At 45.6% G+C, this 13,951-nt stretch carries 9 protein-coding genes and 4 tRNA genes; all 13 read right to left on the reverse strand.

Translation table 11 applies throughout. From position 1 onward, the window contains the following. Positions 1-54: 54 nt before the first annotated feature. The 13 genes from rpoC to BTO08_RS14310 all read right to left on the reverse strand — a co-directional run bounded on the left by rpoC (position 55) and on the right by BTO08_RS14310 (position 13,882). Positions 55-4,272, reverse strand: a complete 4,218-nt coding sequence (rpoC, locus tag BTO08_RS14250) for a DNA-directed RNA polymerase subunit beta' (protein WP_105061412.1) — start codon at positions 4,270-4,272, stop codon at positions 55-57. Between the two features lie 100 nt (positions 4,273-4,372). Then, on the reverse strand, positions 4,373-8,398 hold the full coding sequence (rpoB, locus tag BTO08_RS14255; protein WP_105061413.1) for a DNA-directed RNA polymerase subunit beta: 4,026 nt from the start codon (positions 8,396-8,398) through the stop codon (positions 4,373-4,375). A 228-nt stretch (positions 8,399-8,626) separates the two neighbouring features. Next, positions 8,627-8,992, reverse strand: coding sequence for a 50S ribosomal protein L7/L12 (rplL, locus tag BTO08_RS14260; RefSeq protein ID WP_105061414.1), 366 nt, complete (start codon positions 8,990-8,992; stop codon positions 8,627-8,629). A 59-nt stretch (positions 8,993-9,051) separates the two neighbouring features. Next, positions 9,052-9,546 carry a 50S ribosomal protein L10 gene (gene rplJ / locus BTO08_RS14265; protein ID WP_105061415.1) on the reverse strand — a complete coding sequence of 165 codons (495 nt, stop codon included), beginning with the start codon at positions 9,544-9,546 and terminating at the stop codon, positions 9,052-9,054. A 234-nt stretch (positions 9,547-9,780) separates the two neighbouring features. Beyond that, complete coding sequence (gene rplA, locus BTO08_RS14270; RefSeq protein ID WP_005372706.1) at positions 9,781-10,485, reverse strand: 50S ribosomal protein L1; 705 nt, start codon at positions 10,483-10,485, stop codon at positions 9,781-9,783. 4 nt (positions 10,486-10,489) lie between these two features. Beyond that, on the reverse strand, positions 10,490-10,918 hold the full coding sequence (gene rplK, locus BTO08_RS14275; RefSeq protein ID WP_005372708.1) for a 50S ribosomal protein L11: 429 nt from the start codon (positions 10,916-10,918) through the stop codon (positions 10,490-10,492). A gap of 125 nt (positions 10,919-11,043) precedes the next feature. Beyond that, positions 11,044-11,589, reverse strand: coding sequence for a transcription termination/antitermination protein NusG (gene nusG, locus BTO08_RS14280; RefSeq protein WP_045084741.1), 546 nt, complete (start codon positions 11,587-11,589; stop codon positions 11,044-11,046). Positions 11,590-11,600: 11 nt separating this feature from the next. Continuing rightward, positions 11,601-11,978 (reverse strand): preprotein translocase subunit SecE, encoded by a 378-nt coding sequence (gene secE / locus BTO08_RS14285; RefSeq protein ID WP_005372715.1) that lies wholly within the window; start codon positions 11,976-11,978, stop codon positions 11,601-11,603. Positions 11,979-12,219: 241 nt separating this feature from the next. After that, positions 12,220-13,404 carry an elongation factor Tu gene (tuf, locus tag BTO08_RS14290; protein WP_105061082.1) on the reverse strand — a complete coding sequence of 395 codons (1,185 nt, stop codon included), beginning with the start codon at positions 13,402-13,404 and terminating at the stop codon, positions 12,220-12,222. Positions 13,405-13,504: 100 nt separating this feature from the next. Beyond that, positions 13,505-13,580 (reverse strand) — tRNA-Thr (locus tag BTO08_RS14295). 12 nt (positions 13,581-13,592) lie between these two features. After that, a tRNA-Gly gene (locus BTO08_RS14300) sits at positions 13,593-13,667 on the reverse strand. 39 nt (positions 13,668-13,706) lie between these two features. After that, a tRNA-Tyr gene (locus BTO08_RS14305) sits at positions 13,707-13,791 on the reverse strand. A 15-nt stretch (positions 13,792-13,806) separates the two neighbouring features. Further along, positions 13,807-13,882, reverse strand: a tRNA-Thr gene (locus BTO08_RS14310). Between the last annotated feature and the right edge of the window lie 69 nt (positions 13,883-13,951).

The raw sequence follows: 13,951 nt of genomic DNA on the forward strand, positions 1-13,951 counted from the left end.
GACAATAAAAAAGGCACCCCGAAGGATGCCTTTTAGAATCAGTCACGTTGAGAATTAATTCTCGTCGTTAAGACCTGCATTCAATAGTGCCGCTAAGTCTTGAGAGGCTTGCTCTGCATCAACTTGTGGTGCTACTGGCTCAAGCTCAACATCACGCTGCTGTTGACGACGTTGGTGGTAAGAGAAACCTGTACCCGCTGGGATCAGACGACCCACGATTACGTTCTCTTTCAGACCACGTAGGTCATCACGCTTACCAGAAACAGCTGCTTCTGTTAGTACGCGCGTTGTTTCCTGGAACGATGCTGCTGAGATGAATGACTCAGTCGCAAGCGATGCTTTAGTGATACCTAGTAAGTCACGAGAGTAACTTGCAGGAGTCTTACCTTCAGCTTCAAGCTGACGGTTAGCAATCGTTACGCGAGAGAATTCAACTTGCTCGCCTTCTAGGAACTCAGAATCACCAGCAACAGTGATAGTTACCTTACGTAGCATCTGACGAATGATAGTCTCAATGTGCTTATCATTAATCTTAACGCCCTGTAGACGGTAAACTTCCTGAACTTCGTTAACGATGTATTCTGCAACTGCGTGTACACCACGTAGACGTAGAATATCGTGCGGAGTTTCTGGACCATCAGCGATTACGTCACCCTTCTCAACTTTTTCACCTTCGAAAACGTTAAGCTGGCGATGCTTCAGGATCATCTCTTCGTACGGCTGACCTTCACTTGGAGTGATGATCAAACGACGCTTACCTTTAGTTTCTTTACCGAACGATACTGTACCGGTAATTTCTGCCAAGATAGCTGGTTCTTTTGGCTTACGTGCTTCGAACAAGTCAGCAACGCGTGGTAGACCACCCGTGATATCCTTGTTACCGCCAGATTTTTGCGGAATACGTGCAAGCGTATCACCGATACCAACCATAGCGCCGTCGTCAAGCTGAACAATCGCCTTACCAGGTAGGAAGTATTGAGCTGGCATATCAGTACCAGGGATCATTACATCATTACCATCAGCATCAACAAGTTTGATAGCTGGACGCATATCTTTACCTGCTGCTGGACGAGCTGCAGCATCAGTAACTTCGCTTGAAGATAGACCTGTTAGGTCATCTGTTTGACGAGAAACTGTTACGCCGTCGATCATGTCAACGAACTGGATACGACCTGCCACTTCAGTGATGATTGGCATGGTGTGCGCTTCCCAGTTTGCTACTGTTTCACCAGCAACAACGTCTGCACCGTCACCTTTGCTTAAGATAGTACCGTAAGACAGTTTGTAGTTCTCTTTCGTACGGCCGAACTCATCAATGATGCTTAGTTCAGATGCACGAGAAGTAATTACAAGCTTGCCAGCATTGTTCGTTACGAACTTAGCATTGTGCAGCTTCATAGAACCTGTAGTTTTCACTACAACGCTATTGTCTGCTGCCGCTGCTGATGCCGCACCACCGATGTGGAACGTACGCATCGTAAGCTGTGTACCCGGTTCACCGATTGACTGAGCAGCAACAACACCCACTGCCTCACCAGAGTTAACCAAGTGACCACGAGCAAGGTCACGACCGTAACAAAACTTACAACAACCGAAGTCATTTTCACACGTTACAACTGAACGTACTTTAACTTGGTCTACAGAGTTTGCTTCTAGGATCTCACACCACTTCTCATCAAGAAGCGTATTACGTGGTGCTAGAACTTCTTCTGTACCCGGTTTTAGAACGTCTTCAGCAACAACACGACCAAGAACACGATCACCAAGTTGTTCTTTAACATCACCACCCTCGATTAGAGGCATCATGGTGATACCAGCGTAAGTACCACAGTCATCAGCTGTGATCACTACGTCTTGCGCTACGTCTACTAGACGACGCGTTAGGTAACCTGAGTTTGCTGTCTTAAGTGCGGTATCCGCAAGACCCTTACGAGCACCGTGAGTAGAGATAAAGTACTGTAGTACGTTTAGACCTTCACGGAAGTTCGCAGTGATCGGCGTTTCGATGATTGAGCCATCTGGCTTAGCCATCAGACCACGCATACCCGCCAACTGACGAATCTGTGCAGCAGAACCACGAGCACCAGAGTCGGCCATCATGTATACACTGTTGAACGATTTTTGCTGCTCTTCAACGCCGTCACGGTTAATAACAGTGTCAAAAGACAGGTTATCCATCATCGCTTTAGCAACTTGTTCGTTCGCTGTAGCCCAGATATCGATAACTTTGTTGTAACGTTCACCAGCAGTTACAAGACCTGACTGGAACTGTTCTTGAATTTCAGCAACTTCTGCTTCAGCTTCAGCGATCTTAGTGTATTTAGCCGCAGGTACAACCATATCGTCGATACCAACAGATACACCAGAAAGTGCAGCGTAAGCAAAACCTGTATACATAATTTGGTCAGCAAAGATAACAGTATCTTTCATGCCCAGCTTACGGTAACAAGTGTTAAGAAGCTTAGAGATTTGCTTCTTACCTAGTGCTTCAGTGTTTACAAGGCTAAATGGCAGACCTTTCGGTACGATAGGCCATAGCATTGCACGACCAACAGTAGTATCAACAAGTTGAGTATTCTCAACAAAGTTACCCTGCTCGTCTTTCACGTATTCTGTAATACGTACTTTAACGCGAGCGTGAAGCTCAGCCATCTTAGTACGGTATGCTTTCTCAGCTTCAGCTGGTCCAGCAAGGTACATGCCTTCACCTTTCGCGTTGATTTTCTCACGCGTCATGTAGTAAAGACCCAATACAACGTCCTGAGAAGGTACGATGATCGGATCACCAGATGCTGGTGAAAGGATGTTGTTTGTTGACATCATTAGAGCACGTGCTTCTAGCTGTGCTTCTAGCGTCAACGGCAAGTGAACCGCCATCTGGTCACCATCGAAGTCGGCGTTGTATGCCGCACACACAAGTGGGTGAAGCTGAATCGCTTTACCTTCGATTAGGATTGGTTCAAACGCCTGAATACCTAGACGGTGCAGTGTTGGTGCACGGTTAAGCATTACTGGGTGTTCACGAATAACTTCGTCTAGGATATCCCAAACTACTGCTTCTTCGCGCTCAACCATCTTCTTAGCAGCTTTGATTGTCGTAGCAAGACCACGAGTCTCTAACTTACCGTAGATGAATGGCTTAAATAGCTCTAGTGCCATCTTCTTAGGAAGACCACACTGATGCAGACGTAGGTATGGGCCTACTGTGATAACAGAACGACCTGAGTAGTCTACACGCTTACCAAGAAGGTTCTGACGGAAACGACCTTGTTTACCCTTGATCATATCAGCAAGAGATTTCAGAGGACGCTTGTTAGAGCCAGTGATAGCGCGGCCACGACGACCGTTATCTAGCAATGCATCAACAGATTCCTGAAGCATACGCTTTTCGTTACGTACGATGATATCAGGAGCAGCCAGGTCTAAAAGACGCTTCAGACGGTTGTTACGGTTAATAACACGACGGTATAGATCATTCAGATCTGAAGTCGCGAAACGGCCGCCGTCTAGTGGTACCAAAGGACGTAGATCCGGTGGTAAAACTGGCAGTACAGACAGGATCATCCACTCTGGGTTGTTACCTGACTGTAGGAAAGCTTCAACTAGCTTAAGACGCTTAGTTAGCTTCTTACGCTTAGTTTCAGAGTTAGTTTCTTCTAACTCTTCACGCATATTTTCGATTTCAGCATTTAGGTCCATGTTGCCTAAAAGTGCTTTAACCGCTTCTGCGCCCATCTTAGCGTCGAACTCGTCGCCCCACTCTTCAAGTGCATCCAAGTACTGCTCTTCAGAAAGCAGCTGGCTACGCTCAAGGTTGGTCATACCAGGTTCAATAACTACGTATGATTCAAAGTAAAGTACACGCTCGATATCACGTAGAGGCATGTCCATTAACAAACCGATACGAGATGGCAGTGACTTTAAGAACCAGATGTGGGCAACAGGTGAAGCAAGCTCAATGTGACCCATACGCTCACGGCGTACTTTAGTCTGAGTAACTTCAACACCACATTTTTCACAGATCACACCACGGTGCTTCAGGCGCTTGTACTTGCCACAAAGACACTCGTAGTCTTTTACTGGGCCAAAGATACGTGCACAGAAAAGACCGTCACGCTCAGGCTTGAAGGTACGATAGTTGATTGTTTCTGGCTTTTTAACTTCACCAAAAGACCATGAACGGATCATGTCAGGTGAAGCTAGACCGATTTTGATTGCATCAAATTCTTCGGTCTTATGTTGTGCTTTCAGAAACTTAAGTAAGTCTTTCACATTCGGCTCCTGTGAGGAGTTGACCCATAAAGGCGCCAGTCTACTGGCGCCTTCATATTTATACCGGAGTAACTAATAAGTATAGGTGACTAACCCAGTCTTATTCGTCTTCCAGCTCGATGTTAATACCCAACGAGCGGATTTCTTTCAACAATACGTTGAATGATTCCGGCATACCTGGTTCCATACGATGATCACCGTCAACGATGTTTTTATACATCTTCGTACGGCCGTTAACGTCATCTGACTTAACGGTTAGCATTTCTTGAAGGGTATATGCTGCGCCGTATGCTTCAAGCGCCCATACTTCCATCTCACCAAAACGCTGACCACCGAACTGAGCTTTACCACCCAGCGGCTGCTGAGTAACAAGGCTGTAAGAACCGGTAGAACGGGCGTGCATCTTGTCATCAACCAAGTGGTTCAGTTTAAGCATGTACATGTAACCAACAGTTACAGGACGCTCAAATGCATCACCAGTACGGCCATCAAACAACGTTAGCTGACCTGATTCAGGTAGATCACCCAGTTTTAGCAACTCTTTAATTGATGACTCAGGTGCGCCGTCAAATACAGGTGTTGCAATAGGTAGACCTTTACGAAGGTTTTGTACAAGAGTACGCACTTCCTGATCAGTAAGAGCTTCGATATCAACTTTCTGGCGAGTATCACCTAGGTTGTATACGCGTTGTAGGAAGTTACGGAACTTGTGTAACTCCTGCTGCTCTTTAAGCATATCGTTAAGTTTGTCACCGATACCTTTCGCCGCAAGACCTAAGTGAGTCTCAAGGATCTGACCGATGTTCATACGAGACGGTACACCCAGTGGGTTCAGAACGATATCAACCGTTTGACCTTTCTCATCGTAAGGCATGTCTTCAACAGGGTTAATCTTAGAGATAACACCCTTGTTACCGTGACGACCCGCCATCTTATCACCCGGTTGGATGCGACGACGTACAGCTAGGTATACTTTAACAATCTTAAGTACGCCAGGTGCTAGGTCATCACCTTGAGTGATCTTACGACGCTTAGTTTCAAACTTCTTATCGAACTCAGCTTTCAGTTCATCATACTGCTCTGCAAGCTGTTCCAACTGGTTTTGTAAAGCTTCGTCATCAAGCGTAACAGCGAATAGTGCATCGCGGTTCATTGAAGCAATCTTGTCTTCGCCGTAACCCGCAGATAGTAGAAGCGTACGAACACGAGCAAGAAGACCACCCTCAAGGATCTGGAATTCTTCTGTGATGTCTTTCTTCGCTTCTTTCAGCTGCATCTCTTCAATTTCAAGAGCACGCTTGTCTTTCTCAACGCCATCACGAGTGAATACTTGTACATCAATGATCGTACCAGTAACGCTACCAGGAACACGTAGAGATGAATCTTTAACATCAGATGCTTTCTCACCGAAGATAGCTCGTAGAAGCTTCTCTTCTGGTGTTAGTTGTGTTTCACCCTTAGGTGTCACTTTACCAACTAGGATGTCACCACCCTTCACTTCAGCACCGATGTAAACGATACCTGACTCGTCCAACTTAGAAAGCGCAGCTTCACCCACATTAGGGATATCAGCAGTGATTTCTTCAGAACCCAGCTTCGTATCACGCGCCACACAAGAAAGCTCTTGAATGTGGATTGTTGTGAAACGATCTTCCTGAACTACACGCTCAGAAACTAAGATGGAATCCTCGAAGTTGTAACCGTTCCAAGGCATGAACGCGATACGCATGTTTTGACCAAGCGCTAGCTCACCAAGGTCTGTTGAAGGACCATCAGCAAGAACATCACCGCGTGATACTGGCTCGCCAGGTAGCACGGTTGGACGCTGGTTAATACATGTATTCTGGTTAGAACGCGTGTACTTAGTTAGGTTGTAGATATCGATACCTGCTTCACCAGGGATCAACTCGTCGTCGTTAACTTTGATAACGATACGAGATGCATCTACAGACTGAACTGTACCACCACGTTTAGCTACAGCTGTAACACCAGAATCAACACCGATTTGACGCTCAATACCAGTACCTACTAGCGGCTTATCAGCACGGATAGTTGGAACTGCCTGACGTTGCATGTTCGCACCCATTAGGGCACGGTTAGCATCATCGTGTTCTAGGAACGGGATCAGAGATGCCGCCACAGATACAACCTGGTTGGTTGCAACGTCCATGTATTGAACATGGTCACGTGGGTGCAGACCTGAATCACCTTTCTGACGAGCAGTGATCAATTCGTCAGCAAATGAACCGTCTTCGTTAAGCGCGGCGTTAGCCTGTGCAATAACGTATAGACCTTCTTCGATTGCTGATAGGTATTCGATATCGTCTGTAACTTTTCCGTCTACCACTTTACGGTAAGGTGTTTCCAAGAAACCGTAAGGGTTACAACGCGCAAAAACAGATAGCGAGTTGATTAGACCGATGTTTGGACCTTCAGGCGTTTCGATAGGACATAGACGACCGTAGTGCGTCGCGTGTACGTCTCGAACCTCAAAGCCAGCACGCTCACGAGTCAGACCACCTGGACCAAGCGCCGAGATACGACGTTTGTGAGTAACTTCTGACAGTGGGTTGTTTTGGTCCATAAACTGTGACAACTGAGAAGAGCCGAAGAACTCTTTCACTGCCGCAGAAATAGGTTTAGCGTTAATTAGGTCTTGAGGCATGATTGCATCAAGATCGCCTAAACTTAGACGCTCTTTCACAGCACGCTCAACACGTACTAGACCAACGCGGAATTGGTTTTCAGCCATTTCGCCAACAGAACGAATACGACGGTTACCAAGGTGGTCGATATCATCAACTTCACCTTTACCGTTACGGATATCGATCAGTTTACGCATAACATCAATGATGTCTGCGTGGTCTAAGATACCAGGACCTGTAGTCTCTTCACGAAGTAGAGAACTGTTGAACTTCATACGACCAACAGCAGATAGATCGTAACGATCTTCTGAGAAGAACAAGCTTTCAAAAAGTTGCTCAGCTGCTTCACGTGTTGGTGGCTCGCCAGGGCGCATCATACGGTAGATTTCTACCAATGCACTTAGACGATCAGTTGTATTGTCGATACGTAGGGTATCTGACATGTAAGGACCGTGGTCTAAATCGTTCGTAAACAGAACTTCAATAGACTTATGACCCGCCTGAGATAGAAGTGCTAATGCTTCCAGGCTTAATTCCTGGTTAGCCGCTACAATCAGTTCACCGGTTTCTTCGTTGATGTAATCGCGTGATGCGATCTTACCAACGATGTACTCAACTGGTACTTCGATGTGATCAATGCCGTCTTTGCCTAATTGGCGAATATGACGAGCAGTGATACGACGACCTTGCTCTACGTAAACTGTACCGTTCGCTTCGATATCAAAGCTTGCAGTTTCGCCACGTAGACGATCCGGTACCAACTCCATAACAAGAGATTTACCTTGAACTTCGAAATGAATTTTTTCGAAGAACATGTCAAGGATCTGTTCTGTTGTGTAGTTAAGTGCACGAAGGATGATAGACGCAGGTAATTTACGACGACGGTCGATACGTACGAATACACTGTCCTTAGGATCGAACTCGAAATCCAACCATGAACCACGGTAAGGGATTACGCGAGCGTTATATAACACTTTACCTGAGGAGTGGGTCTTACCCTTATCGCTGTCGAAGAAGACACCCGGGCTACGGTGTAGCTGGGATACGATAACCCTCTCGGTACCGTTAATAACGAATGTACCGTTATCTGTCATGAGCGGAATTTCGCCCATGTAAACTTCTTGTTCTTTAATGTCTTTTACAGTGCCAGCCGGCGCGTCTTTATCGTACATGACAAGACGTAGCTTCACACGCAGTGGAGCAGAATAAGTTACGCCACGAATCTGACATTCTTTAACATCGAAGACCGGCTCACCGAGACGATAGCTAACGTATTGCAGCTCGGAATTGCCATTGTAGCTCTGGATTGGAAAAACAGAGCGAAAGGCAGCTTCTAGACCGTAATGCCCTTCTGGATCCTGCTCGATAAATTTTTGGAAAGAATCAAGCTGGATCGACAGCAAGTATGGAGCATCCAACACTTGCGGACGCTTACCAAAATCCTTACGGATACGCTTTTTCTCGGTATAAGAGTAAACCATAGGTTCCTCAGATCGCTGATAAGTGATCCAAACTACCCCAATACACACGGGGGGTAGTGACTAAACGTTGTTTATGTGTAGGAACAACCCAATGAAATCAGGGTCGTTTTTTTGCTAGACAGTGGATACAAAACAAGGTGAAAATTACCACTGCCCTACAGCGCAAAAAGGCCGGTGGCAATTTGCCACCAGCCAATAGCCATAAAAGGCTATGAAATCAAATAATTATTACTTGATTTCAACAGAAGCACCAGCTTCTTCTAATTGAGCTTTAAGAGCTTCAGCTTCAGCTTTCTCAACGCCTTCTTTTAGAGGTGCTGGAGCGCCGTCAACTACTGCTTTAGCTTCTTTAAGACCAAGACCAGTTGCGCCACGTACTGCTTTGATTACAGCAACTTTGTTAGCGCCACAAGCTGTTAGGATTACGTCGAATTCAGTTTGCTCTTCAGCTGCGTCTGCAGCTGCGCCGCCTGCTACAACTGCAGCTGCAGCAGTAACACCGAATTTTTCTTCCATAGCTTCAATTAGCTCAACAACTTGCATTACAGACATTTCTGCAACTGCGTCTAGGATTTGCTCGTTAGTGATAGACATAACAATTCTCTTTTAAAGTCAACAATAAGTTTAAATAGTAACCAGATAAAACTCTGCTATTAAGCAGCAGCTTCTTCTTTCTGATCACGTACTGCAGCGATAGTACGTACAAGTTTACCAGCAGACGCTTCTTTCATGCACATCATTAGGCGTGCGATAGCTTCGTCGTAAGTTGGTAGAGTTGCTAGTACTTCAACGTTTGCAACAGCGCCTTCAAATGCAGCTGCTTTGATCTCGAATGCTTTGTTCTCTTTAGCGAAGTCTTTGAAAAGACGCGCTGCAGCACCTGGGTGCTCATTAGAGAAACCGATTAGAGAAGGACCAACAAAAACGTCTTTTAGACATTCGAAGTCAGTACCTTCTACTGCACGGCGTGCTAGTGTGTTACGAACAACTTTAACGTATACGCCAGCTTCACGAGCTTGCTTACGTAAAGTAGTCATCGCACCCACAGTAACACCGCGAGAGTCAGCAACAACAGCAGAAAGTGCACCGTTGGCAGCTTCGTTGACTTCAGCAACAATTGCTTTTTTGTCTTGAAGATTTAATGCCATTGGATTTGCTCCTGGATTGTTTGACACCACTCACTGCTCAAATAGCAGGAGAGTCTTACGGCGCAGATCCAAGAAAGACATACATCAATCATGCTCTGGCACCGTCTACGTAGGTAAATATTAAGTTCCGAAAAACACCTACGGTCTTTGACGGAGGCTAACTGCAAGCAATTAGCCCCAGCCACGAATTCGGAAGCGACAAATTATACACGAACTTGTCGCTTCTGCAAATTATTACGCTACGTTTGCTTTCAGAGAGTTCTGATCTAACGCTACGCCTGCACCCATAGTAGTAGAGATGCTTACTTTCTTAATGAAAGTACCTTTCGCTGAAGATGGCTTAGCCTTCTTCAGTGCAACTAGAAGAGCTTCTAAGTTCTCTTGTAGTTGAGCGGCATCGAAGTTCACTTTACCGATAGTAGTGTGAATGATACCGTTTTTGTCGTTACGGTAACGAACCTGACCTGCTTTAGCATTTTTAACTGCTTCAGCAACGTTAGGAGTTACAGTACCAACTTTAGGGTTTGGCATAAGACCACGAGGACCTAAGATAGTACCAAGTTGACCTACAACGCGCATTGCATCAGGAGATGCGATAACTACGTCGAAGTTCATCTCGCCTTTCTTAACTAGGTCAGCTAGATCTTCCATACCTACAAGCTCAGCGCCAGCTTCTTTAGCAGCTTCAGCGTTTGCGCCTTGAGTAAATACAGCAACACGGATGTCACGACCAGTACCGTTTGGTAGTACAGTTGCACCACGTACGTTTTGGTCAGATTTACGTGCATCAATGCCTAGGTTAACTGCAACGTCAACACTTTCATTGAATTTAGCAGTAGCTAGTTCTTTTAGAAGAGCAACAGCTTCGTTGATTTCGTACTCACGAGTAGAGTCAACTTTGTCACGGATAACGCGCATGCGCTTAGTCAGTTTAGCCATCTTATTAACCCTCTACCACTAGGCCCATTGAGCGAGCAGTACCAGCAATTGAACGCTTCATAGCTTCAATATCAGCACCAGTCATGTCTGCAGCTTTAGTCTCAGCGATCTCTTGGATCTGAGCGTCAGTTACAGTACCTACTTTCTCAGTGTTCGGACGACCAGAACCAGACTTAAGGCCAGCTGCTTTAAGCAGAAGAACTGCTGCAGGTGGAGTCTTAGTTACGAACGTGAATGAACGGTCACTGTAAACAGTGATAACAACTGGAGTTGGAAGACCTTTCTCTACTGAGTCAGTCTTAGCGTTAAACGCTTTACAGAATTCCATGATGTTAACACCATGTTGACCAAGAGCTGGACCAACTGGTGGACTAGGGTTCGCCATACCAGCTGCAACTTGCAGCTTGATGTAAGCTTCTACTTTTTTAGCCATTGCTATATACCTAAATTTGGGTTCAAACGTCTATTTTTAAACAAACAGACTCCCCGTCTAACGAAAGGGCGCGAAATTATAGCCTAATCTCACGCCCCTGACAATACAACTTGAACAGAATTTGATCAGTTCTTTTCGATTTGACCGAACTCTAGTTCTACTGGTGTTGCACGACCGAAAATCGATACAGAAACCTTCACGCGGCTCTTATCGTAATCTACTGATTCAATTGTACCATTGAAGTCAGCAAATGGGCCATCAGTCACACGAACAACTTCACCAGGTTCAAATACTGTTTTATGAACAGGAGACTCACTAGCTTGCTGTAGACGGTTTAGGATCGCATCCGCTTCTTTATCAGAAATCGGAGCTGGGCGATCAGATGTTCCGCCAATGAAGCCCATAACACGTGGAATACTGCGTACTAAGTGCCATGTTTCGTCGTTCATCACCATTTGTACCAGTACGTAACCTGGGAAGAACTTACGCTCACTCTTACGGCGCTGACCTGCACGAACTTCAACTACTTCTTCTGTAGGAACAAGAACTTCATCAAAGTGCTCTTCCATACCATGCATTTTGATATGTTCGCGTAGTGACTGTGCAACTCGGCCTTCAAAACCTGAAAAAGCCTGTACTACATACCATCGTTTTTTTGGAGCTTCGCTCATGAATTCTTACCTCACACGCCGGTAACTAGGCGTACTAAACGGACCATAATGCCGTCGATACCCCAAAGGGCTAACGCCATCACTACAGTGACTGCTAGAACGATAAAGGTTGTCTGCGTAGCTTCCTGACGAGTAGGCCATACCACCTTGCGGACTTCCATGCGCGACTCACTTGCAAAACGAATCGCGGCTTTACCTTTTGCTGTAAATGCGGCAGTGATCCCAGCAACTGCTACTAGAGCAATTACTGCAGATGTACGCAGCACAACAGAAACATCACTGTACAGGTAATTACCAACCACAGCAGCAGCTAGCAAAGCAAAAACTACGACCCATTTCAGGCCATCCATTTTGCTTTCGCTTTCTTGGTTTTCGGCATTCGCATTCATACAACCAACCTGTAACTAGTCTTTATTTAGACGAAAATAACCCCGCTATAGCGAGGCCATGGATGAAGAAAAAGGGGTAAGCCTTTAATAACATTAATAAAAAACTTCATCTTACGAAATTTTATCTCTACCACTTGAACAAAAAATATGCATTTTTATATTAAAGTGTAGAAAAAGGGCATCAAATGATGCCCTTTTTTGTGCGCTGTCGTCAAATTAAATTCAACGAAATCATCGTAACTTAAGCAACGATAGTTGCAACAACACCAGCACCAACTGTACGGCCACCTTCACGGATAGCAAAACGTAGACCTTCGTCCATCGCGATTGGAGCGATTAGAGTAACAGTCATAGCGATGTTATCACCAGGCATTACCATTTCTACGCCTTCTGGTAACTCGATAGTACCAGTTACGTCAGTTGTACGGAAGTAGAACTGTGGACGGTAACCTTTGAAGAAAGGAGTGTGACGACCACCTTCATCTTTAGAAAGAACATAGATTTCTGAAGTGAAAGTTGTGTGTGGAGTGATTGAACCTGGCTTAGCAAGTACTTGACCACGTTGAACTTCGTCACGCTTAGTACCACGTAGAAGAACACCAACGTTCTCACCAGCACGGCCTTCGTCAAGAAGCTTACGGAACATCTCAACACCAGTACAAGTAGTTGTAATAGTGTCTACGATACCAACGATAGCAACTTCGTCACCAACTTTGATGATACCTTGCTCAACACGACCAGTTACAACAGTACCACGGCCTTGGATTGAGAATACATCTTCGATTGGAAGAATGAATGGTAGATCGATAGCACGCTCTGGCTCAGGAATGTATGAATCTAGCGCTTCTGCTAGTTCAACAATCTTGTCTTCCCACTCTTTCTCGCCGTTTAGAGCGCCTAGAGCAGAACCCATGATTACTGGGCAATCATCACCTGGGAAGTCGTACTCAGAAAGAAGTTCACGAACTTCCATCTCAACTAGCTCAAGTAGTTCTTCATCATCAACCATGTCACACTTGTTCATGAATACGATGATGTAAGGAATACCAACCTGGCGACCAAGTAGGATGTGCTCACGTGTTTGTGGCATTGGGCCGTCAGTTGCAGCAACAACTAGGATACCGCCGTCCATTTGAGCAGCACCAGTGATCATGTTTTTAACATAATCGGCGTGTCCAGGACAGTCAACGTGTGCGTAGTGACGAGTTGGAGTATCGTACTCAACGTGAGAAGTTGAGATTGTGATACCACGCTCGCGCTCTTCAGGAGCGTTATCGATAGATGCGAAGTCTTTAGCAACACCACCGTACACTTTTGCAAGTGTAGTACAGATAGCAGCAGTTAGAGTTGTTTTACCGTGGTCAACGTGGCCGATAGTACCAACGTTTACGTGCGGTTTTACGCGTTCAAATTTTTCTTTAGACATGGATAGTCCCTCTGGGCACGGTATTAGGTGGCATTACGACCACACAACCAAACATGGGTTTGTTGAGTATATAACAAATGGATGAATTAGGGCTTGAGAGTGGTGCTGATAGGCAGATTTGAACTGCCGACCTCACCCTTACCAAGGGTGCGCTCTACCGACTGAGCTATATCAGCACACAAGAAATGTGGAGCGGGCAGCGGGAATCGAACCCGCATCATCAGCTTGGAAGGCTGAGGTAATAGCCATTATACGATGCCCGCAGAACTTGTATCTCGTAGAGCTATTCAACCATTTGAAAATGGTGGTGGGGGAAGGATTCGAACCTTCGAAGGCAGTGCCGGCAGATTTACAATCTGCTCCCTTTGGCCACTCGGGAACCCCACCGAAATTTTTTAAAACTGGTGCCGACTACCGGAGTCGAACTGGTGACCTACTGATTACAAGTCAGTTGCTCTACCTACTGAGCTAAGTCGGCGTTAGTGGTGCGCATTCTAGATAATGATTATTTTTGTTGCAATACCCTAACGTGTTTTTTTTATTGTTT

Source organism: Photobacterium angustum, assembly GCF_002954615.1.
In the GTDB taxonomy this organism is placed as follows: Bacteria; Pseudomonadota; Gammaproteobacteria; order Enterobacterales; family Vibrionaceae; genus Photobacterium; species Photobacterium angustum_A.

What these genes read in the sequence shown, in the direction of transcription:
- tuf (WP_105061082.1), bottom strand. Translation starts at nt 13,404, where the DNA reads ATGTCTAAAGAAAAATTTGAACGCGTAAAACCGCACGTAAACGTTGGT.
- secE (WP_005372715.1), bottom strand. Translation starts at nt 11,978, where the DNA reads ATGAATGCGAATGCCGAAAACCAAGAAAGCGAAAGCAAAATGGATGGC.
- rplJ (WP_105061415.1), bottom strand. Translation starts at nt 9,546, where the DNA reads ATGGCATTAAATCTTCAAGACAAAAAAGCAATTGTTGCTGAAGTCAAC.
- rplA (WP_005372706.1), bottom strand. Translation starts at nt 10,485, where the DNA reads ATGGCTAAACTGACTAAGCGCATGCGCGTTATCCGTGACAAAGTTGAC.
- nusG (WP_045084741.1), bottom strand. Translation starts at nt 11,589, where the DNA reads ATGAGCGAAGCTCCAAAAAAACGATGGTATGTAGTACAGGCTTTTTCA.
- rplK (WP_005372708.1), bottom strand. Translation starts at nt 10,918, where the DNA reads ATGGCTAAAAAAGTAGAAGCTTACATCAAGCTGCAAGTTGCAGCTGGT.
- rpoB (WP_105061413.1), bottom strand. Translation starts at nt 8,398, where the DNA reads ATGGTTTACTCTTATACCGAGAAAAAGCGTATCCGTAAGGATTTTGGT.
- rplL (WP_105061414.1), bottom strand. Translation starts at nt 8,992, where the DNA reads ATGTCTATCACTAACGAGCAAATCCTAGACGCAGTTGCAGAAATGTCT.